Source organism: Streptomyces avicenniae, from assembly GCF_000719135.1.
Taxonomy (GTDB): Bacteria; Actinomycetota; Actinomycetes; order Streptomycetales; family Streptomycetaceae; genus Streptomyces; species Streptomyces avicenniae.
The window spans coordinates 544,014-565,101 of record NZ_JOEK01000001.1 but is presented as its reverse complement, the minus strand read 5'-3'; the positions used below and the strand labels follow the sequence as shown (position 1 = coordinate 565,101).

General features: G+C 73.3%; 21 protein-coding genes. 9 read left to right on the top strand and 12 right to left on the bottom strand.

Going from position 1 to position 21,088, the window contains the following annotated elements; all coding sequences use genetic code 11:
• Positions 1–119: 119 nt before the first annotated feature.
• The 3 genes from IF27_RS02640 to IF27_RS02630 form a co-directional block, all read right to left on the bottom strand.
• Entirely contained in the window at positions 120–830 is a 711-nt protein-coding gene (locus tag IF27_RS02640; RefSeq protein WP_223290884.1) for an IMP cyclohydrolase, read from the bottom strand.
• A gap of 107 nt (positions 831–937) precedes the next feature.
• The gene (locus IF27_RS02635; protein WP_052847567.1) at positions 938–1,477 is read right to left on the bottom strand and encodes a hypothetical protein; all 540 of its coding nucleotides are present in this window, start codon (positions 1,475–1,477) and stop codon (positions 938–940) included.
• Positions 1,474–3,114 carry a hypothetical protein gene (locus IF27_RS02630; RefSeq protein ID WP_052847566.1) on the bottom strand — a complete coding sequence of 547 codons (1,641 nt, stop codon included), beginning with the start codon at positions 3,112–3,114 and terminating at the stop codon, positions 1,474–1,476. Before IF27_RS02630 ends, IF27_RS02635 begins: the two co-directional genes overlap by 4 nt.
• Before the next feature lie 314 nt (positions 3,115–3,428).
• Here IF27_RS02630 and IF27_RS31925 point away from each other — a divergent pair, with 314 nt between their 5' ends.
• Positions 3,429–4,304 (top strand): helicase domain-containing protein, encoded by an 876-nt coding sequence (locus IF27_RS31925; protein WP_338058186.1) that lies wholly within the window; start codon positions 3,429–3,431, stop codon positions 4,302–4,304.
• 42 nt (positions 4,305–4,346) lie between these two features.
• Positions 4,347–6,833, top strand: coding sequence for an ATP-binding domain-containing protein (locus IF27_RS02625; RefSeq protein ID WP_338058185.1), 2,487 nt, complete (start codon positions 4,347–4,349; stop codon positions 6,831–6,833).
• A 21-nt stretch (positions 6,834–6,854) separates the two neighbouring features.
• On the opposite strand, the gene IF27_RS02620 is transcribed toward IF27_RS02625, so the two are convergent.
• Positions 6,855–7,229, bottom strand: coding sequence for a cupin domain-containing protein (locus IF27_RS02620; protein ID WP_052847565.1), 375 nt, complete (start codon positions 7,227–7,229; stop codon positions 6,855–6,857).
• Between the two features lie 97 nt (positions 7,230–7,326).
• Between IF27_RS02620 and IF27_RS02615 the strand changes: the two genes are divergently transcribed.
• Positions 7,327–7,812, top strand: a complete 486-nt coding sequence (locus IF27_RS02615; RefSeq protein ID WP_223290883.1) for a MarR family winged helix-turn-helix transcriptional regulator — start codon at positions 7,327–7,329, stop codon at positions 7,810–7,812.
• A gap of 53 nt (positions 7,813–7,865) precedes the next feature.
• Here IF27_RS02615 and IF27_RS02610 read toward each other — a convergent pair whose 3' ends face one another.
• On the bottom strand, positions 7,866–8,771 hold the full coding sequence (locus IF27_RS02610) for a GNAT family N-acetyltransferase (protein WP_052847563.1): 906 nt from the start codon (positions 8,769–8,771) through the stop codon (positions 7,866–7,868).
• A 142-nt stretch (positions 8,772–8,913) separates the two neighbouring features.
• Between IF27_RS02610 and IF27_RS02605 the strand changes: the two genes are divergently transcribed.
• The gene (locus IF27_RS02605) at positions 8,914–10,314 is read left to right on the top strand and encodes a serine hydrolase domain-containing protein (protein ID WP_052847911.1); all 1,401 of its coding nucleotides are present in this window, start codon (positions 8,914–8,916) and stop codon (positions 10,312–10,314) included.
• A 37-nt stretch (positions 10,315–10,351) separates the two neighbouring features.
• On the opposite strand, the gene IF27_RS02600 is transcribed toward IF27_RS02605, so the two are convergent.
• The gene (locus IF27_RS02600; RefSeq protein ID WP_052847562.1) at positions 10,352–10,801 is read right to left on the bottom strand and encodes a GNAT family N-acetyltransferase; all 450 of its coding nucleotides are present in this window, start codon (positions 10,799–10,801) and stop codon (positions 10,352–10,354) included.
• A gap of 252 nt (positions 10,802–11,053) precedes the next feature.
• Between IF27_RS02600 and IF27_RS02590 the strand changes: the two genes are divergently transcribed.
• Complete coding sequence (locus IF27_RS02590) at positions 11,054–12,256, top strand: globin domain-containing protein (RefSeq protein WP_110945455.1); 1,203 nt, start codon at positions 11,054–11,056, stop codon at positions 12,254–12,256.
• 30 nt (positions 12,257–12,286) lie between these two features.
• Positions 12,287–13,330 (top strand): pyridoxamine 5'-phosphate oxidase family protein, encoded by a 1,044-nt coding sequence (locus IF27_RS02585; RefSeq protein ID WP_420821967.1) that lies wholly within the window; start codon positions 12,287–12,289, stop codon positions 13,328–13,330.
• Positions 13,331–13,338: 8 nt separating this feature from the next.
• On the opposite strand, the gene IF27_RS02580 is transcribed toward IF27_RS02585, so the two are convergent.
• From IF27_RS02580 to IF27_RS02560, 5 genes are all read right to left on the bottom strand, one after another.
• Positions 13,339–13,851 carry an NUDIX domain-containing protein gene (locus IF27_RS02580; RefSeq protein WP_052847910.1) on the bottom strand — a complete coding sequence of 171 codons (513 nt, stop codon included), beginning with the start codon at positions 13,849–13,851 and terminating at the stop codon, positions 13,339–13,341.
• An 87-nt stretch (positions 13,852–13,938) separates the two neighbouring features.
• Positions 13,939–15,063 (bottom strand): cystathionine gamma-lyase, encoded by a 1,125-nt coding sequence (locus IF27_RS02575; protein WP_052847558.1) that lies wholly within the window; start codon positions 15,061–15,063, stop codon positions 13,939–13,941.
• Positions 15,064–15,204: 141 nt separating this feature from the next.
• The gene (locus IF27_RS02570) at positions 15,205–16,095 is read right to left on the bottom strand and encodes a fructosamine kinase family protein (RefSeq protein ID WP_052847557.1); all 891 of its coding nucleotides are present in this window, start codon (positions 16,093–16,095) and stop codon (positions 15,205–15,207) included.
• Positions 16,092–16,628 carry a low molecular weight protein-tyrosine-phosphatase gene (locus IF27_RS02565; protein ID WP_052847556.1) on the bottom strand — a complete coding sequence of 179 codons (537 nt, stop codon included), beginning with the start codon at positions 16,626–16,628 and terminating at the stop codon, positions 16,092–16,094. Before IF27_RS02565 ends, IF27_RS02570 begins: the two co-directional genes overlap by 4 nt.
• Positions 16,629–16,631: 3 nt before the next feature.
• Positions 16,632–17,012, bottom strand: a complete 381-nt coding sequence (locus tag IF27_RS02560; RefSeq protein ID WP_052847555.1) for a phage holin family protein — start codon at positions 17,010–17,012, stop codon at positions 16,632–16,634.
• A 49-nt stretch (positions 17,013–17,061) separates the two neighbouring features.
• Here IF27_RS02560 and IF27_RS02555 point away from each other — a divergent pair, with 49 nt between their 5' ends.
• Complete coding sequence (locus tag IF27_RS02555; protein WP_052847554.1) at positions 17,062–17,382, top strand: cupin domain-containing protein; 321 nt, start codon at positions 17,062–17,064, stop codon at positions 17,380–17,382.
• Positions 17,383–17,561: 179 nt separating this feature from the next.
• A complete protein-coding gene (locus IF27_RS02550; RefSeq protein WP_052847553.1) occupies positions 17,562–17,777 on the top strand; it encodes a DUF5326 family protein in 216 nt (71 codons plus the stop codon).
• Here the strand turns inward: IF27_RS02550 and IF27_RS02545 are convergent.
• Positions 17,740–19,077 carry a YibE/F family protein gene (locus tag IF27_RS02545; RefSeq protein WP_052847552.1) on the bottom strand — a complete coding sequence of 446 codons (1,338 nt, stop codon included), beginning with the start codon at positions 19,075–19,077 and terminating at the stop codon, positions 17,740–17,742. The genes IF27_RS02550 and IF27_RS02545 overlap by 38 nt on opposite strands.
• A gap of 177 nt (positions 19,078–19,254) precedes the next feature.
• Here IF27_RS02545 and thiC point away from each other — a divergent pair, with 177 nt between their 5' ends.
• Positions 19,255–20,901, top strand: a complete 1,647-nt coding sequence (gene thiC, locus IF27_RS02540; RefSeq protein WP_052847551.1) for a phosphomethylpyrimidine synthase ThiC — start codon at positions 19,255–19,257, stop codon at positions 20,899–20,901.
• Positions 20,902–21,088 lie beyond the last annotated feature (187 nt).

Genomic DNA, 21,088 nt, shown 5'->3' with positions numbered 1-21,088 from the left:
AGGCCGTGACGCTGTTCCCGTGCTCACAGGTCACCTCGGCACGACGGGCCTGCGCCGACCGGTTCCGCAGCCTGTCGCGGAGGTGAACCCGGCGGGGCCTGGCCCGGGTCCGGCCGATGTCAGCCCCGGGCCGGTGCCACCTGCCGGACGTCGGCCTCCGCGAGGCCGCCCGGCGAGAAGACCGCAGCGGCGATCCGGAGCCGAGGCGGCAGGGAGGCCCACAACTCGTCCAGAAGCCCGCCGCGGTCCCCCGCGGCGACGCGGACCTCGGTGAACGGGTCGCCGGTCGCGATCGCGTGCCCGTCCGGGCGGTACGTCGTCATGAGCACCCCCTCACCCGGTTCGAGGCCGCCGACCTCCACCGTCAACCGGTTGGAGGCCGTACGCCCCCCGCCGCTGTGCCGTGCGGCGCCGAACCAGGCCCGCCCGCCGGGCCCGCCGTCGGCGACGACGGTCAGCCGGGGCGTGAAGATCGGCGGGTCAGGTTCGTAGTCCAGTCCGTCCAGGGCCACGACAGGAGGCTCTCCGGAGTTGAGCCGGTCGGCGACGGTGGCGACCTGCTCGCCGTTGCCGAAGACCAGCCACCGACCGCTCTGCCGGGCGGCGACGTAGTGACGCAGGTGGTCGTGTGCGCCTGGCTCCGACGGGGCGACGAGCAGCGTTCCCTCCGAAGTGCGATGCAGCGCACGGGCCTTGGAAGCAGGGCTTCGCCCCGTGAGGAAGTACCCGCCAAGCGTGTCGCCGTCGCCGGTCCGGCACCACAGCACCCCGCGTCCGGGGTAGCCGTTGTCCGCCAGCACGTTGTTCAACCCGTTCACCGAACGCAGCACCCCGTCCGTTCCATGGCGTCCCCGCATCGCGCAGGCCGTCAACGACATCGAAGCGAATCCCGAACCGACGGCCATCGCCGGGGGACGAGCTTCGGCGGTCGCGGCCCTCAGCCCGGGTCCCCGGCCGCCACGTCGGGCTCCTCCGCAGTGCCGGACCGTTCGATTCCGGCACTGACGGCCTGCTGGTCGCCGGTCCCGACATGGTGGATGTACGCCCACGTGTCGAGCTGGCGGCAGGCGAACGCGGGGTCGTACGCCGCCGCGGGGAGTTCCGGTATGCGCTTACGGCCGGACGCGTCCAGTCGGTACGGCACCTGGAAAGCGGCGTTCCACCGGCGGAGAGCGGGGGAGAACCGTTCTTCCGCCTCCCCGGCGCTGATCCCGAGGTGCTCGGCGACCTGTTCCCAGGAGCTACCCCGTTCGATCTCGTAGACGACCGCCGAGGCCAAGGCCCGCTCGGCCCGTTCGACGAGTTGCCTGGCCTGGCCGACTCGCCCGCCGAGGCCGGTGTCGGCGTCGTTGCGCGTCCCCACCAGGCCGGCGGCACCGGAGGCCACGTCCTTGGCCTCGTCGCAGAGCACGAGCCGGGCGAGTCCGTGGCGGGAGTACTCGGCGCGGTCGTCGTCGTAAGGAGTCGGCTGGCTCACACGGCCCCCTCGGCGACGCTCCCGGCTCCCGCGCCCACCTCCGGCGGCGGACCGAGCGGCCGTCGGAGCCGCGCCCGTTCGTCGTCCGGGATGTTCATCGACTCGGCCAGCACGGCGGCGAGCGCGGCCACCTCACCGTCGTCGGTGTCGGAGTCGAAGTGCCACCTGAGGGTGTCCTCGGACGTGATGAGGTCGATCACCGCGCGTCCGTTGCCGTCCCGCGCGGCCGGTGCCCGGACGTAGCGGACCCGGTCGATGGGGATGTCCCGAGCGATCTCCCCCTGCCCGAGGAACGTGTTCGTCCTGGCCGTGAGGATGCGGCGATCCGTGACGGCGACCAGGTTCCTCGCCGCCGCCATGTCCCTCGTCGGCGCGACCTTCTCCTTCGCCCCGTCGAGGAGCGCGCCGATCCGGGCGGGGGCGTCGATGCCGAGGACCCGCAGCGTCTCGCCATCCTCCAGGAGCCAGCGCAGGATGCGCAGATACCGGCCCGTATCCAGTGACGTGGGCGCGCAGACGACACCGGGAGCTTCGAGCGGCGGGACCGGCGGCCGGAGGGCGTCGGCAAGGGGCTGGATCGCCTCCAGGAGCTGGACGCTCGTGAGGCGGGCCTTCCTCGTGTCCTTCCGTTTCGTCATCAACGGCAGCGTCGTGCGCCCGGGAAGCTCGGCGATGATCCGCAGCTCCCTGGTCAGCGAGCTGACGAGGGTCGTCGTGTCGGCCAGGGCGGAGTCGAGTTCCTCACCGGTCTCGCGCTCGATGATCCCGACGAGCCGGGCCTCGTCGGCGTCCTCCCGCCCGGCGGCTCTCGCCCGCAGCGCGTGGAGCGACTGGTAGCCGGTCCACGCCTTGAGCGAGGACAGGAGGGCGTGCGCGTCGAAGATGATCGCCTTGGCGTTCGTCTCCAGGTACCGGCGCCGCTCGCCCGTGTCGAGCCGACCGAGCTGCCGGACGTGTTCGCCGACGTTCAGCCGGTACGTCTCGCGCTGCTTGCGCAGGACGTCCTCCTTGGCCGCGATCTTCTCCCACTCGGTCGTCGTGACCGACGCGAGTTCGCGGGCGCGGCCGACCGCGCGATCGACGGTGTCCACGAGCGCGGTCAGCTCGGCCCACTGACCGTGGCGCATCGTCGTGAGGACCTCGCCGGTCAACGCGATGCCGGTTCTCGCGAGGCGCGCGACCTGGCCCAGCATCATCTGCAGGGCGACCATGCCCAGGGCAGGTCCGAGCGCGGCGGCGACCTGCGCCGCGCTCGCCGTGGTCATGGGGATCAGACGCGCCTGATGGACGATCCGGCCGCCCGAGAACACCGCTCCGAGACGCGCGCCGTCCTTCGCGGCGAGCGCCCCACCGGCGCTCAGATACGCCCGCGTGGCGTCGCTGAGCCGGTACATCCCCTGCGCTCCGGCGAAGGCGCTCGCGAGGGTGCCGCTCGCAGCCGCCGTACTGCCGATCGACGCGAGGGCCGCCGCCATCCGCGTGCGGTCATCGGCCGACACGAGCCCCCAGGCGAGCGGATCGAGGCCGAGTTCGGCGGCCAGTTGAGGGGCCACCTCCCCGAGGGCCACGGCGACCCCGGGCCGCACCTCGACCAGGACCGTCGGTTCCGCCTCAGGCGACTCCGAGTCGTCGTGCATGCGATATCCCCCCAGAGTGCGTGCGACGGCCATACGCCGACGGCGCTCACAGCCGCACAGTACGGCAGGCCGTGGCGCGGCGGGTGACGTTTCGCCAGGGAGGGGATCGCCGAGGTGCGCCGCCCGTCCCTCGGTTCTCCAGCTCACGATCTCGCAGAAGAGGGCGCGACTGTCAGTGCCGGATGGAACACTGCGCGCAGGGAGAACCACCGTGCGGGACGGCCCGGCCCGGCCGGTCGGTGCTCCTGGCCGAGGGGCACGGGCGGGGACGTCCGTGACAGCTTCCGTCCGAGTGCCGCAAGAGAGGGATGCGCATGCGGAACCCTGTACGCGCCGCCGACCGGCGTATGGCCGCGCGGGACGCGGTCATCGCCGTCGAGCAGAAGGCGGTGGACCACGCCTACGCCTGCTACGAGGCGCGGTTGGCCGAGCTGACGGACAACTCCGTCGCCCACGCCTCCGCGAGCGGCAAGGACAGCGTCGCCAACCGCCTCGCGAACGAGGCCAGGGCGGACGCGTACGGGGGGCTCGGCGGCGAGGCCCTGGTCATCAGCCGCATCGACGTGCGCGAGGACCCCGGGCCAGGCACCGAGACGCTGTACGTGGGGCGGCGGGCCGTCTCCGACGTCCGTACGCGGGACATCGTCGTGGTGCTGTGGACCAGCCCGCTGGCGAAGAGCTGGTCCGACGCGCTGCCGGAGGCGCCGGGCGAGGTCCTGCTGCGCCGACGGCTGCGCTGCTCGGAGCGGGTGGTCGAGGACTACCACGACGACATCGACCTCCTCCCCGCGACCGCCCCGACCGCCGCGCCCGCCGCGGACGTCCCCGCGCAGCGCACGCCCGCACAGCCCCCGCGCCGCGCGCCCGCGCAGCCGGACGACTTCCTCCTGCGCGAGCTCCAGCGCTCGCGCGGCGGCCTGATGCGCGACATCGTGGAGACCATCCGCCGCGACCAGATGGCCCTGGTCACCGGCTCCCCCACCGACATCCTCGTGGTCCAGGGCGGGCCAGGCACCGGCAAGTCCGCCGTGGGGCTGCACCGGGTGACGTGGATGGTGGACAACAAGCACGTCCGTGCGCAGGACATCCTGGTCGTCGGCCCGCATCAGCACTTCCTTGAGTACGTCGGCCGCGTGCTGCCGACGCTCGGCACGCGGGACGTCAACTCCGTCCAGCTCGCCCGCATGTGAGCGGGCGAGGTCCGTGGCATCGACTCCGACGCCGCCCGGCTGGTGAAGTCGGACGAACGCATGGCCGCCGTCCTGCGCCGCCGCGTGGAGGACGAGTGCCGCCCCGGCGCCGTGGACGACCTGACGACCGCGGGCGCGTTCGAGGGCGAGGAGCCGGTCTTCACCGTCTCGGTCGGCAGCACCACGCTGCGCCTCCCGAGGTCCGGGGTCGTGGCGCTGGTCGAGGCGGCCCGCCGCGGCGACGGCTCGTACCGTGAGCGGCGCGACCGCTTCCGCAGCAGGCTCGTGGACCTGCTGCTCCAGGAACTCGTCGCCGTCGCCCCGCGCCGCAGCCGTGACGCGACGATCCGCCGGGACCTCGAACGCAACCGGCGCGTCGAGCGTCTGCTCGAACGGGTCTGGCCCTCGCCCGGCGCGCGCGAGGCGCTGCGCACGCTGTACGACTCCCCCGACCTGCTGCGGGCGTGCTCCGATGGCGTCCTGGACGATGCCGAGCGCGCCGCGCTGCACCGGCCGCGCTCGGCGGCGGCGGCCGACGAGCCGTGGACCTTGGACGACCACGTGTGCCTGGAGGAGCTGCGCCACCTCATCGACGGCGAGACGCCCCGCCGTTACGGCCACATCGTCATCGACGAGGCGCAGGACCTGACGCCGATGCAGGCGCGCGCCCTGCGTCGGCGGTGCGCAGCGGGCGGCTCGATGACGGTCCTCGGCGACCTCGCGCAGAGCACGGGCCCGCACGCCTACGCCGACTGGGACCGGCTGGGGACGCTCCTTTCCGACCACGGGGACTGGAAGGTCGAGACCCTCGGCACGAGTTACCGCGTGCCGTCCGAGGTGATGGGGTTCGTCGCGCCGCTCGCCCGGGTGGCGGGCCCCGACGTCCCCGTGCCCGCGGCGGTGCGTGCGGCGGGCGAGGGCGCGGTCACGACGGTCGCCACGGACGCGGCGCGGCTCCTGGCCGACGCCGAGGCGCAGGTGCGCCGCCTGCTCGGCTCGGACGACGGCCGCACGCTCCGCTCGGTCGCCGTGGTCGTCCCGGACACGGACTCCGCGCTGTTCGACGGGATCACCGCACGCCTCGCCGCCCTGCCGGACGTGGGCGACGACGAACGCGGCGCCGTCTCCGTCCTGACCGCCGCGCAGGTCAAGGGCATGGAGTACGACCACGTCCTCGTCGTCGAGCCGTCCGCGATCGCGGACGGCGGGCCGGTGGGGCTGCGCCGCCTGTACGTCGCGCTGACACGGAGCACGCAGAGCCTGACCGTGCTGCACACGGCCCCCCTTCCCGAGGCCCTGCTCCCGGGCGACGGCGGGGGCGACGCGCACGAGGCCGACCTCGGCCCCGCCGCCGCTACGGCGCGCCCGGAGATCGGCACGGACGTCCGCGTCCGCGTGCTCGGCCACACCGGTGGCGGGCACTACAAGGTGGAGGCGGTGCAACCACGCCTCGAACGGCCGCTGTTGCTCGCCGTGCGCCACGGATCGGCTCCCCCGCCGGTCGGTTCCCTCCTCGACACATGGGTCCTGCGGCACACCTCCGCGGTCAGCTTCGTGACGGTGGACGGCCGGGGAAGGCAGCCCATCTCCCCACGGATGAGCGTCCGTTACCTCGCGGCGCTCGACGTGCCGGCGCTGCTCGCCGCCGGTACCGTCCCGGACGACGCGCGGACGCGGCTCTCCGAGCTGAAGGGCATGGCGAACCGCTGCCTCCGCCTCGACCAGCAGGACTGGCTCGACGTGTGGCGTCTCCTCGGATCGCCCGACAGGGAGCGGCTGGCCGCGCTGCGCGACCTGGCGGGCGAGGCGGGCCGGGCCGTTTCCTCGGGGGCGTTCGACACGGCGGCCTTCCGGTCGGTGTGGGAGGCCAGCGGCTGGCCGGACGCGCTGCTGGCCGCCCGCCGTGACCTGGAGCGCCGAGCGGCCGACGCGTCAGGCGGGTCGGGCGAGTCAGGCGCCACGCCCGCGCCCCCCGCCGTCAGCACGCCCCAGGACACCGCCACCACGGTCGTCGCCGAGCCCGAGCCGAAGGACCAGCCCATGCCTGTCATCTCAGCCGACGTCACCGCACCGGCGGCGGAGCCGGACGCCACGGACCCCGTGGACGCGAGCGCGTCGCTCCGGGAACTCCTCGGTTCCGAGGCGGCGGCCGACCGGACGTGCCACCGGCACGAGTCGGTGCGGCACCGGCTCCTCTCCCGGCTCCACGACGCGGGCCTCTCTCCCGTGTCCGACCCGATCGTCGATGTCCGGGTGACCGCCGACTCCGGGCTGTGCGTGCTGTTCGAGGTCCTCGGCGAGGGCCGGACGACGTACGCCGATCTGCGTGCCGGGGCGTCGCGCCTGCGGGAGATCGACAGCGCGCGGTCGCTGACGGCCGATCGCCACTGCCTCGTCCTCAGCGGTCCTCCCGCCGAGCCCTGGTCCGTGGAGGCCGCGCGGGACAGCCACGGCATCGACGTCGTGTGGCTCACGCCCGACGGCTCGTGGGAGGGCGCCGGGGCGGACGGGGTACCGGGGCTGGGCTGACCTCCGCCGAGGGCCGTCGCCTCACGCGGCCCAGGGCAGGGGGCGCAGCCGCGGGTCGTCGGGCGTCGAGACGCGGCCCGCCACCGGCATGCAGACGAGCAGCTCGGCCCCCTGCTCCCCGGCGGTGATCCGCCGGTCCTCGCCGGGCGGCAGGACGACGGTCTGGCCCAGAACGGCCCGTTCCTCTCCCGCATCGGTCGTGACGGTGATCGATCCGGTCAGGACACACCAGATCTGCTCACGATCGACCTGGTGCACGGGCCCCTGGGCCCCGGCCGCCATCCGGGCGGTCCAGACGGCCGTCTCGCCCGCGCCGTGCGCGGGGGTGGCGCGGCGGGTCATGACGGCGTTGGGCGTGGTGATGACATCGACGGGGGCGGGAGTGACGACATGCATGGGAGGACCTCCGGGACCGGGACACGACAGGCGAGTAAAGTCGCCTTACTCATCGCACGAGTAAAGCAGCTTTACTCACATGTGTCACCATGGACCCGTGCCGCACGACCACGACCACGACCCGCTGCGCGACCTGGAGCTGCTGCTGCTCCTCGGCCTCGGCTTCCAGTCGCTCGTCACCGAGTTCACCGCGCGCCTCACCGCCGAGGGCGAGGGCGGCCTGCGCCCCGCGCACGGCCTCACGTTCCAGGCACTCGGCCCGCACGGCGCCACCGGCAGCGAGCTGGCGCAGCGGCTCGGCATCACCAAGCAGGCCGCTGGCCAGCTCGTGGACGACCTCGAACGCCGCGGCTACGTCCGGCGAGAACCGCACCCCGCGGGCGGGCGGCGCAAGCTCGTCGTCCTGACCGACGCCGCGCACCGGCACCTCGCCGTCGCAGGGGACGTGCTGCACGGTCTCGAGGACGAACTGGCGGCCCACCTCGGCGGCCCGGCCGCGATGCAGCGCCTGCGGGACGGGCTCGCCGCGCTCGTACGGGAACTGGCCGGGGAGACGCCGCCCCCGCTGCGCCCCGTCTGGTAGCCAACGGTGATACGTGACACCGCGCCTGACGTTCCCCCAGATCCTCCGCGCCGTCAGCCCAGCGCGACCGAGTAGGGCGCGAAGCGCCGGGTGATGTCGCCGGGGATGTCGGGGGCGCCGAGGATCATGAGATCGCAGACGGTGTCCCCGGTGAGCCCGTTGGCCGCGAGCCAGTCGCCCATCTCCGGGTGGCGCGCGTCCAGGTCGTAGCGCAGCGGCGGCCCGGCGGGCGCGCCCTCGGCGAGCCGGGCGACCAGCGCCTGCGCCGTCGCCACGTCGCGCGCGACGACCGGGCCGACGACCGTCGCGCCCGGCTGGGGCCACGCCGCCGCGAAGCCGGTGAGCCGCCCGTCCGCCTCGGCGACGAGGAACTGGTCGGCGAAGGACGGCAGCCGCGTCAGCAACTCCGTCCTGTCGGTGCCGAAGGCGGGCAGGTCGAAGGCGAGGATGCCCGGCAGGTCCGCCGCGGCGGCCGAGCGTACGCCCGCCGCCTCGGGCGCGGGGGCGGGCCGCGCGCCGGTGAAGTGGCCGAGGAGCGTGGTGGTCGTCCCGACGGTGCGGAAGCCGAGCCGCGCGTACACCGGCCTGCCCTGCGGCGTCGCGGTCAGGAAGACGGGCAGCCCACCGGCCTCGGCGACGGCGTGCCGCACCACCCGCCGCGCCAGTCCGCGCCGCCCGTACCGCTCCGCCGTGACGACCATGCCCAGGCAGCGGTAGGCGTCCGTGTACGGCGTCGAGACGACCGCCGCGATCAGCCCGCCCGCCGGGTCGTCCGGCGGGGCGTCGATCCCGTAGCCCTGCCCTGCGACGAGCAACAGCCGCCAGCGGTGCGCCTCGCGGGACCACCCACGGCTCTCGGCCAGGTCGAGACAGGCGTCGAGGTCGGCGAATCCGAGGCGCCGGATCGGCAGCGCGTCCGGATCGAGAGGGGTCGAGTCGGGCGGTGCGGTCGTCGTCACCCGACCAGCCTCCCCGATCCACGGGCGCGGTGGCGAGCCGTTTGTGCGAGTGCTCCGTCACACGTGGGGCGCGCGGACCGGCCGCACGGCGCGCGGCGGCGGGTGTGGCGTCCGGCGCGCGGGACCGGTAGGCATGGGGCCCATGACGGAATCCTCCACGCCCGGCGCCGACGTCCCCCTTCCCGCCACCCGCCGGGCCCTCGACCACCGGCTCGCCACCGCCCAGTCCGGCGGCCGTACGCCCTCCCTGCTCGCCGGGCTGGTGCGGGACGGACGCCTCGTCTGGTCCGGCGCGCGCGGCGAGCTGCCGGAGGACGCGGACCCCACGACCGTGCAGTACCGGATCGGGTCCCTCACGAAAACGCTGACCGCCGTCGCCGTCCTGCGGCTGCGCGACGAGGGGCTGCTCGACCTCGGTGACCGGATCGACGCCCACCTGCCCGCGCCCCACGCCCCCGGGGCCACCGTGGCGCAGCTGCTGTCCCACACGTCCGGCCTGGCCGCCGAGGCGCGCGGGCCGTGGTGGGAGCGGACGCCGGGCGAGCTGCGCCCGCGGCTGGCCGACGTCTTCGGCGCCGACCCGCACAAACATCCGGAGGGGCGCCGCTTCCACTACTCCAATCCCGGCTACGCCGTCCTCGGCGCCCTGGTGGAGGAACTGCGCGGCGCGCCCTGGGCCGAGGTGCTGCGGGAGGAGGTGCTGGAGCCGCTCGGCATGAGCCGTACGTCCCCGCAGCCGCAGGCCCCGCACGCGCAGGGCTGGGCCGTCCACCCGTACGCCGACGTCCGGCAGCCGGAGCCCGCCGTGGACACCGGCCGCATGGCGCCCGCCGGGCAGTTGTGGTCCACGGTCGGGGACCTGGCGTCGTTCGCCGCCTTCCTGACGGGGCAGCGGGCGGACACGGCGGTCCTCGCGCCGGAGACCCTGGCGGAGATGCGCGCCCCGGCCGCGCCGCCCGAAGTGGCGGACTGGGACACGTCGTACGGCCTCGGCCTCCAGCTGTTCCGGCGCGGCGGGCGGCTGCTGGCGGGGCACGGCGGCTCGATGCCCGGCTTCCTGGCGAGCGTCGTGACGTGCCCCGACGAACGGATCGCGGCCGTCACGCTGGCCAACGCCACCTCGGGGCCGCCCGTCACGGCCCTCGCCACCGACCTGCTGGCGCTCGCCGCCGACCTGGAGCCCGCGTTCCCCGAGCCTTGGCGGCCCCTGAGCGCCGCCGACGCCGATCCGGCGCTTCTCGCGCTCACCGGCACCTGGTACTGGGGCACCACGCCGTACGCGCTGCGTCTCGCGGCGGGCCGCAAGGTCACGCTCGGACCGGCGGGCGGGGCGGGCCGCCGCTCGGCGTTCCGCCCTGACGGCGCCGACGGGCGCACCTGGACGGGCCTCGACGGTTATTACGCGGGCGAGACGCTGCGCGCCGTCCACCACCCCGACGGCCGGGTCAGCCACCTCGATCTGGGCACGTTCGTCTTCACCAGGGAACCGTACGATCCGGCCGCGCCGCTGCCCGGTGGAGCGGATCCCGCCGGGTGGCGTTGATCACACGACCCGTCAGATCGGGAGATTGCGAGAAGTATCACAGCGTCAGTTTGTAACCGACATGTGTCGGGCGAAAGCCGAGCCGTTCGTAGAAACGGTGGGCGCCGGTACGCGTCCGGTCGGACGTCAGCTGCACGAGAGCGCATCCCTGACGCCGCGCCTCCTCGACGGCGAGCCGGATCAGCTCGCTCCCGATCCCGGCGCCCCGCGCGTCGGCGCGCACCCGTACGGCCTCGATCAGCGCACGTGGGGAGCCCTGCCGTGACAGGCCGTACAGGATGGCCAGTTGCAGCGTGCCGACCGTGCGGCCGTCCCGCTCGGCGACGAGGAGGTGCTGCGACGGGTCCGCGTCGATACGTGCGAACGCCGCCTCGTAAGGGGCGAGTTCCGCCGGATTCTCGCGGCCGGAACCGAGGATGTCGTCGGCGAGCATGGCGACGATGTCGGGGACGTCCGTGGCAGTGGCCGGCCGCAGGGTGATATCCATGGCGGCAGTCTAGGAATGCGACACGGCAGAAATTCAGCGGAAAGGCTGAAAAGGAACGAAAGGCACGTTACCGCCAGGGGGTTGAGTCTCAGCCGTATAACGGTAGGGTCGGACCGCATCCAGGCGGTGGGAAGCCGTTCAGTTTATGAGATGCGGGGGGCGTGAGGGCCGGGGTTTCCGGTTCACCACCCGCTCCCGGTGAGCACGCTGCCACGCTGTGCCACCAGGAGTTGATCGAGGCGAGGCAGGGTCATGACCGCGATATCGGCCGGTGACGGCGCCACCAGCACCACCACCGGAAATGGGCACGGGCCGGACAGCAGGCCGCCGTCGCACGACGCGCTGGTCATCCGCCGGACACTCGCGGAGATAGAGCCCGTGGCGGACAAGGCCACGTCGTACTTCTACGCGCTCCTCTTCGTCCAGGCCCCCGCGCTGCGCGAGTTGTTCCCCGCCGCCATGGACGCCCAGCGCGACCGCCTCTTCGGCGCGCTGCTCGTCGCGGCGGAACACATCGACGACTCGGCCGTCCTGACGGAGTACCTGGTCAACCTGGGCCGCGGCCACCGCAAGTACGGCACCCGCGCGGAGCACTACCCGCTCGTCGGCGAATGCCTGATGGCCGCGCTGGAACGGTACGCGGGCAGCGCCTGGGGCCCCGACGCCGAGGCCGCCTGGGTCCGCGCCTACACCACCATCTCCCAGGTCATGATCGACGCGGCGGCCGATGACGAACTGCGCGCCCCGCCGTTCTGGTACGCCGAGATCGTCTCCCACGAGCGCAGGACGCACGACGTCGCCGTCGTGACGCTGCGCCCCGACCAGCCGTACCCGTACCGCGCCGGGCAGTACGCGGCCATCGAGACACCGTGGTGGCCGCGCGTCTGGCGGTACTACTCCTTCGCGTCGTCACCGCGGCCCGACGGCCTGCTCTCGCTGCACGTCAAGTCGGTCCCCGCGGGCTGGGTCTCCCGCGCGGTCGTCCACCGCGCGCGGCGCGGCGACATCATCAGGATCGGCCCACCGGCCGGCTCGATGACGATCGACCACGCCTCGTCGCGCGGCCTGGTCTGCGTCGGCGGCAGCACCGGCATAGCCCCCATCAAGGCGCTGGTCGAGGACGTCGCCGCGCACGGCGGGCGGCGCCCGGTGGACGTCTTCTTCGGGGCCAACCGCGACACGGAGCTGTACGACCTCGACTCCTTCCTCGACCTGGAGCGGCGCCTGCCCTGGCTGTCGGTGCGCCCCGTGGTCGCCGAGTTCGCGACGCGCGGCATGCCCGGCCTGCTGCCGGAGGCCGTCGCGCAGTTCGGGCCGTGGCGGGAGAGCGACGGGTATCTCTCCGGTCCGCCGCAGATGATCCGCAAGAGCGTCGCGGCGATGGTCTCGGCGGGCATTCCCGCCGATCGGATACGGCACGACTTCATGGGCACCCTGGTGGGATCGTCGCAGTAGGCGACCGCAGCGGAAGAGGTGTGTGGGGGCATGGCAGGCATTTCAGGGGCCGGGTCCGGCGGGACCAGGGGGCGTCACCGAGGGGGACGGCTGCTGCCCGTGCGGCGCGGCGCCCCGCCCGCACCCTCCGTACCGTCCACGCCGCCGGTTCCTCCGGCGCCGCCGTCCGGGCCGCCCGCGCTGACGGCGTCGTCCTTCCCGGTACCGCCCGCGCTGCCTCCCGCGCCGCCGCTGCCCCGCCGGATCGCTCCCCAGGGCCGTCCGGGCAGCGACGGGGAGCACGCCGTGCAGCGGGCGATGGGCAGCGAGGACCGCGCGCAGCGGTTCTACGACGACCGGGTCCTGGACCATCTGAACGACCGGATGCGGGAGTTCGTCGCGCGCCAGGAGATGTTCTTCCTCGCGACTGCTGACCGGCACGGCGAGTGCGACAACACTTTCCGCGCGGGGCCGCCAGGATTCCTGCACGTCCTGGCGCCGGACGCCCTCGCGTTCCCCGAGTACCGGGGGAACGGGGTGCACGCCTCGCTCGGCAACATCTCGGAGAACCCGCACGCGGGCCTGCTGCTGATGGACTTCCAGCACTCCCGCATCGGCCTGCACATCAACGGCCGCGCCCGCATCGTCACGGACGCCGAGCTGCGCGCCCAGCACCCCGACCTGCCCGCCGACCCGCTGCCTGGCCGCCGCGCCGAGGTGTGGGTGCGGGTGGACGTCGAGGAGGCGTACGTCCACTGCGCCAAGCACATCCCGCATCTGGTGAAGGTGGACCGGCGCACGGCCCGCGAGTGGGGCACGGACGACGTCAAGCGCAAGGGCGGGGACTTCTTCGGCGCCGCGCGGGACGCCCAGGTGCGGCGTGCGCGTGAGTTGGGCGGCCGTCCCGCGCAGCACGCGCTGCTGCCCGCCGCGAGGCCGCCGCAGCAGCCACGACCGCCGCAGCCGACCCCGCCGTCACAGCCGGTCCCGTCCGCGGCGGCCTGGCGCGAGGAGGCCAGGCGCGCGCTGGAGCGGGCGCAGCGGGCCGCCACGGGTGCGGACGGCGGTGACTGGTTCGGCTCGGGCGGCGGCTGAGGCGGCGCTCAGCCGAGATCGGGGGCCAGCAGCGCCCGGATGCCCGCGATGTTGCGGATCAGGTAGGCGGCGAGCGAGGCGGGCACGATGTCGGCCGACACGAGGCCGCGCGGGGTGAACGGCAGCCGCACGATCTCGTACGTCCCGCGCGGCTCGTCCACCTCGGGGCCGTGCCGCAGCTCCGGGTCCATCGAGGCGAGACGGCAGACGAAGAAGTGCTGCACCTTGAGACCGCCGGGCGGCACGTCCTCGCCCGGCTCCGGCAGGTGCGGCACGGTGTCCACGAAGGCGGGCACCACGTCGGTGACCTTCGCGCCCAGTTCCTCGTCCACCTCGCGGTGCAGCGCCTCGACGACCGTGGCGTCGCACGGCTCGACGCCACCGCCCGGCGTGATCCAGTACGGGGCGCGCCCGGGCTTGGTGCGCTTGATGAGCACCAGTTGCAGCGGGCCGGTCGGGTCGGTGTCGTCGAGCAGGATGGCCCGCGCGGTGCGCTTGACAACGGGACGTGCAGAAGCCATGGAAGACTTGTCGCCCGCGCGCACCCCGGCGAAACCTCCCGTCCACCGGGGCGGTGCCGCCCGCGGCGACCGGCCACGGGGGACAGGTCAGCGGGACGCCGTGTCGAGCGCGGCGAGAAGGTCGGCGATCAGGTCGTCGGCGTCCTCGACGCCCACCGAGAGGCGGATGAAGCCCTCCGGCACCTGGTCGCCGCCCCAGCGACCCCGGCGCTCCGCGATCGAACGGACACCGCCGAAGCTCGTCGCGTCCCCGACGAGCCGCAGCGCCCCGAGGAACCGGTCGGCGAACTCCCGGTCGGGCAGGGTGAACGACACGACGCAGCCGAAGTGCCGCATCTGCCGCGCCGCCAGGGCGTGCGAGGGGTCCTCGGGCAGACCCGGGTAGCGCAGCCCGGTGACCTCGGGACGGTCGCGCAGCGCGCGGGCGACGGCGAGGGCGTTGGCGTCCTGCCGTGCGACGCGCAGGTGCAGCGTGGCGATGCCGCGGTGCGCCAGCCAGGCTTCCATCGGGCCGATGATCGCGCCGACCTCGGTCCGCCAGGCGCGGACGCGGGCGGCCAGCTCGGGATCGCGGGTCACGACGTACCCGAGGAGGACGTCGCCGTGGCCGTTGAGCGCCTTGGTGCCGCTGGCGACGCTCAGATCGGCCCCGAGGTCGAGCGGTCGCTGACCGAGCGGGGTGGCGAGGGTGTTGTCCACGGCGACGAGCGCGCCACGCGCGTGGGCGGCGTCGGCGAGGCGGCGGATGTCGCAGACGTCGAGCCCCGGGTTGGCGGGCGTCTCCAGCCACAGCAGGCGCGTGGCGTCGTCGAGGGCACCGAGCTGGGCGTCGCCGCCGGTCGGCGCGGTGCGGACGGTGACGCCGAAGCCCTCCAGGCGTGCCCGCACGCGGGGCAGCAGCTGGTAGCCGTCGTCGGGCAGGACGACGGTGTCGCCCGGCCCGGAGAGGCCGAGCAGCACGGCGGAGATGGCCGCCATGCCGGAGGAGAAGACGACGGCGTGTGCCTCCTGGCCGGGCGATTCCAGCTCGGCGACGGCCGCTTCGAGCGCGGTCCAGGTGGGGTTGCCCTGACGGCCGTAGGCGTAGGGGGCCGCGGCCGGGTCGCCGGGGAGGTGGAAGTGGGCGGCGAAGACCGGACCGGGGACGGGCGGCTCGTACGGCTCCGGCGTGGGCACGCCCGCCTGTACGGCGCGGGTTCCTTCTCCGGTCATGGGCGCTCCTGGTGCTGTCCGTCCCTGGCGCGCCCGCTCGGCCCGCCCTGTGCCCGACCAGCGTAAGAGGTCGCCTTCACGCGCGGCCGAGGAGCCGGTACCGACCCGGCGGCAGGGGGTCCGGGGTCAGGGGGAGGGGCGTCACGCGGCGGCGAGCGCCGCGCGTGCCGCCGCCCCCGACTCCCGCCCGTACGGTCCGCCGAACAGCACGGCGTGGACGAGGAGATGCTGGAGCTGGTGCAACGGCACCCGGGCGGCGCGGCCGGGCACCGGCCGGGTCTCCGCGTAGGCGGCGAGCAGCGCGTCGAGGTGCGGGCAGCCGAAGAGATCGAGCAGCGCGAGATCCGTCTCGGGGTGGCCGCCCTGTGCGGCGGGGTCGATGAGCCGCGGACGGCCGTCCGGCGACCACTGGACATTGCCCGACCAGAGGTCGCCGTGGATGACGGCGGGCGGCTGCGGCGGCCCGGCGATCTCGCCGATGCGGTTGCAGAGCCGTTCGACGGCGCGGGCGTCGGCCGGGGCGACCCGGCCGAGGTCGGCCGCCTGCCGCAGAAGGGGCAGAAGGCGATGTTCCACGTGAAACATCGCCCAATCGCCCGGTGTGTCCCCGGGGGCGGCGGAACCCGTCTGCGGAACGCGCCCCAGGAAGAGCGGGCCGTCCGTGCCGTACCGCGCGGCGGGGGTGTGGTGCAGGGCGGCCAGGTCCCGGCCCAGCCGCTCGGCCTGCGCACGGTCGGGGGCGGCGGGTTCCAGCCATTCCAGCAGGATGATCCCGGGGTCGTCCGGACCGCCGGTGGCCAGCACGTCCGGGACGGCGACCGTCCCCGTGCCGCGCAGGAGGGCGAGCCCGGCCGCCTCCGCGGCGAAGAAGCGCGGAGGCGCGTCGGCGAGCGTCTTGGCGAAGACGGTGCGGCCGTCGGCCAGGTCGATCCGGTGGGCGTCGGAGATGTCGCCGCCGGTCAGGGGCCGGACGGCGGTGACCGTGCCGTCCAGCAGCCGCCCCGCACGGGAGGCGAGGGCGGCGGTGTTCACCGGTGCCCGGCGTCGGTCTCGACGAGCCAGGCGGCCAGGCCCGGCATCGCCTCCTCGATGATCCGGAGCGAGTCGGCGAAGTCGGAGTCGTCGCCGTAGTACGGATCGGGCACGTCGAGGTCACCGGTACGCGCGGCGCCGGGGGCCGCCGCGCCGGGCCCGGTGGTGAAGGTGCGCAGCAGCTTCACCTTCGCCCGCTCCTCCGGTGTCGCGGCGAGGGCGCGCAGGGCGCGTTCATGGCCACGGTCCATGGCGACGACCACGTCGTAGCGCGCGAACCAGTCCCGCGCGAAGGCCCGCGCGACATGCGCGTCCGGCGCGGTGTCGTACCCCGCCGCGAGCAGCGCGTCCGTGGTGCGCGGGTCGGCGTGGTCGCCCGCGTGCCAGTCGCCGGTCCCCGCGCTGTCCACCACGAACCGGTCCCCCTCGCCCGCCTCGGCGAGCCGTGCGCGCAGCACGACCTCGGCCATCGGCGAGCGGCAGATGTTGCCCGAGCAGACCATGCAGACGCGGCGGGGAGCCGTCCCGTTCATGGATCAGTCCTTGTCCCGGTCGAGAACCATGTTCACGGCCCACGACACGATCGAGATGATCAGGCCGCCGAGGAACGCGGCGCCGAAGCCGCCCACCTCGAAGCGGTCGTCACCGGCGATCCAGCTCGTCAGCAGCAGCATCAGGGCGTTGATCACCAAGGTGAACAGCCCCAGCGTCACGATGAGCAGCGGAAGTGAGAAGAACTTGACGATGGGCTTGACGATCACGTTGACCACGCCGAAGATCAGCGCGACGACGAGCAGGGTGACGGTCTGACTGCCGGTGTCGGCGTCGCTCTCACCGAGGGTGATGCCGTCCACCAGCCAGACCGCCACGGCCAGGGCTACCGCGTTGGCTATGAATCGGAACAGAATGCTTGTCATACAGAGATCGTTACAGATGGCACGGTCGGCGCAAGGGGTTGGCGGAGCGATGAAGGAATTCCGGCTGGATCAGCTGGAGGCGGAGCGGACGGCGCACGACGGGGCCTATCTCCGGTTCCTCACCGAACGCACCATGTCGGCCGGACTCTACGCCCTCGACGTCGGCCAGCAGGACGGCCAGCGCCCGCAGCGCCAGGACGTCATGAACTTCGTCGTCAGCGGCCGGGGCTCCCTCACGGTCGGGGAGGAGACGACGACCGTCGCGCGCGGCAGCGTCGTGTTCGTCCCGGCCGGGGTGCAGGCCCGCTTCCACCACATCACCGAGGACCTCCGCGTCATGGTGATCTTCTCGCCGCCCGAGGGCAGCTGAGGCGGGGCCGTACCTCCCCGGGCCGCGGCGGCGCCGCGGCTCTCAGGGTCGCGTCAGGGGACGGTCAGGGGCAGACGGGGGCTTCCCGGCCTCCCACCTGCCGCCGGGCGGATCTAAGCTCGGAGACGTCGGAGCGCGCACGAACCGATACCGACGCTGTCGAACAGGAGCCCCGGACCATGAAGGAAGCGTTCAAGACCCTGCCCTGGTGGGTGCGGTGGATAGCCATCCCCGCCCTCGCCCTGGTGGTGTTCGGCAGCATCCTGCTCACGGTGATCACCTGGGTCGTCAGCGTGCTGTTCCGCGTCCTGCTGTTCGCCGCGCTGGTGGCGATCCTGATCTTCGTCGTCCGGAAGATCACCTCTTCTTCCTCCTCCTCCGGTGGCGGCTGGTAGCCGTCCCCGCGAGCGGCACGGAGGGCGCGCCGGGTTCCGTACCGGCCGCCTGGGCGGGCAACGCCGCCGGTGCGCGCGGCGGCCGGTCCGCGGTCACGACGAGCGCCGCGAGCAGCGTCGTCACCGGCACCGACGCCACCAGGCCGATCGACCCGACCAGGGTCCGCACGATCTCCTCGGACACCAGCTCGCTGAACGCGACGCTGCTGACGCTGCTGCGCGCGATCATGAACAGCAGCAGCAGCGGCAGCGCCGCTCCCGCGTAGGCCAGCACCAGCGTGTTCACCACCGACGCGATGTGGTCGCGGCCGATCCGCATCCCCGACCGGTAGAGCGTGAGCCAGCCGGCCGAAGGATCGGCCTGCTTCAGCTCCCACACGACCGACGTCTGCGTGACGGTCACGTCGTCCAGCACGCCGAGCGAGCCGATGAGGATGCCCGCCAGCAGCAGACCTTGGACCTCGATGCCGGGGTAGAGGCTGTGCACGAGCCCGGTCTGCTCGTCGGTGTTCCCTGTCAGGTGCGCCCAGCCGATGAACAGCGACCCCAGGGCGCCGATGAGCAGCAGCGACACCAGCGTGCCGAGCACGGCGACGGAGGTGCGCGCGGTCATGCCGTGGGTCAGGTACAGCGTGGTGAGCATGATCACGCTGCCGCCGATCACCGCGACGACCAGCGGGTTCGAGCCGTGGAGGATCGCGGGCAGGATGAACGTCGTCAGCACGGTGAAGCTGACGCCGAGGCCGATCAGCGCGAGCAGCCCGCGCAGCCGCCCCACCACCACGACCGCCAGCGCGAAGATGCCCGCGAGCAGCAGGATCGGCAGCTGCCGGTCCACGTCACGCACGCTGTACTGGAGTTCCTCCGGCGCGTCCGGCGCATAGGCGACGATGACCTCCTGGCCGACGTCGTACCGCTGTGTCGCGTCGGGCGGCACGACCTCGGTGAACGTACGCCCGGCGTTCTCGCCCGTGGTCACCTCGACGGTCGCCCGCTCGCACGGCCCCTCGCTGCCCCGGGGCACCTGCACGCCCAGGTCCTCGCACGGCGACTCCTCGACCTCGGTCACGCGCGCCTGCTCGGTCTGCTGGTCGAAGCCCACGCCCGTGTGCTCGTCCTGCTCCGGCGTACCCCCCGGCCACAGCAGCACGAGGCCCGCCGCCATCACGGCGGCGAAGGGGATCAGCACGGCCGCTATCACCTTGCGCAGCCGGGCCGAGACGGGCGCGGCGGGACCGTGCTGGTGCCCGTGCGCGTGGGAGTGCGGGTGCCCGGGAGGCGCGTCGTCGAGTCGGCTCACGCTCAGATCATCGCGTAAGAATCACGGCGCCCTGTTCAGCACACCCCGACGCGGGCTAGCGTGGGGCCGCTGATCAAGCACATCGCGGGAGCTCCGAGCACGGGGCTGAGAGGGCGCTGGGGCTGCGCCGACCGCCGAACCTGTTACCGGGTAATGCCGGCGTAGGGAGTGGGTCCGATGACCTCGCACGACACACGCATGTCCGACGTGTCCACCGTCGGCTCGCACAAGGGATATCTCACCGGTTCGCGCCCCGATCTGCGGGTGCCGGTGCGCCGTGTGCACCTGACCGACGGGACCGACGTCACCCTGTACGACACCTCGGGTCCTTGGACCGACCCGGAGATCGAGACTGACGTCCGCCGTGGCCTGCCGCCGCTGCGCGCCGGGTGGATCGCGGAGCGCCGCGCGGACGGGACGTCCGCCGTCACACAACTGGCGTACGCCAGGCGCGGGGAGATCACCCCGGAGATGGAATACGTCGCGCTCAGGGAGAACCGCCCGGCGGCCTTCGTCCGCGACGAGATCGCGGCGGGCCGCGCGGTCCTGCCGGTGAACGTCAACCACCCGGAGTCCGAGCCGATGATCATCGGCCGGAACTTCCTGGTGAAGGTCAACGCCAACATCGGCAACTCCGCCGTCACCTCGTCCGTGGACGAGGAGGTCGAGAAGATGACGTGGGCGACCCGCTGGGGCGCCGACACGATCATGGACCTCTCGACCGGCCGCGACATCCACCGGACACGGGAGTGGATTCTGCGTAATTCACCCGTACCGGTGGGAACCGTGCCGATCTACCAGGCGTTGGAGAAGGTGAACGGCAGGGCGGAGGAGCTGACATGGGAGATCTACCGCGACACGGTGGTCGAACAGGCCGAGCAGGGCGTGGACTACATGACGGTCCACGCGGGTGTCCTGCTCCGATACGTGCCGCTCACCGCACGGCGTAAGACGGGCATCGTCTCGCGCGGCGGCTCGATCATGGCCGCCTGGTGCCTGGCGCACCACCAGGAGAGCTTCCTCTACACGCACTTCGAGGAGCTGTGCGAGATCCTGCGCGCGTACGACGTCACGTTCTCCCTCGGTGACGGGCTGCGCCCCGGCTCCATCGCCGACGCGAACGACGAGGCGCAGTTCGCCGAACTGCGCACGCTGGGCGAGCTGAACCGCGTCGCCAAGGCCCATGACGTCCAGACGATGATCGAGGGCCCAGGGCACGTCCCGATGCACAAGATCAAGGAGAACATCGACCTCCAGCAGGAGATCTGCGACGAGGCGCCGTTCTACACGCTCGGGCCCCTGACCACGGACGTGGCACCGGCGTACGACCACATCACGTCGGGCATCGGTGCGGCGATGATCGCCTGGTGGGGCACGGCGATGCTGTGCTACGTCACGCCGAAGGAGCACCTCGGGCTCCCGAACCGGGACGACGTGAAGACCGGCGTCATCACCTACAAGATCGCCGCCCACGCCGCCGACCTCGCCAAGGGCCACCCGGGCGCCCAGGCATGGGACGACGCGCTGTCCGACGCGCGGTTCGAGTTCCGCTGGGAGGACCAGTTCAACCTGGCCCTCGATCCCGACACGGCACGGGCGTTCCACGACGAGACGCTGCCCGCCGAACCGGCCAAGACGGCGCACTTCTGCTCGATGTGCGGCCCGAAGTTCTGCTCGATGAAGATCAGCCAGGACATCAGGAACGACTACGGCGACGCGCTCGGGCTGACCGGCGAGGAGCAGGCGGCGCTGGCGGGCATGGAGAAGAAGTCGCAGGAGTTCGCGGACTCGGGCAACCGCGTCTACCTCCCGCTGACGGACTGACCCCTTCCCCTGGCCACACCCCCGGCCCGGCGTCTCCCCACCGGGCCGGGGGCTTCAGGTGCCGTGGTCGGCGCTTCTCCAGGATGCAGAGGTGCCAGGATTCGGGCGGGCCGATGTACGTCCAGAGGACGGGCGCGGCGTGGCTGCCCCATGTCCGATAGTCGGCCCACAACGTGCCGTCGGGGAC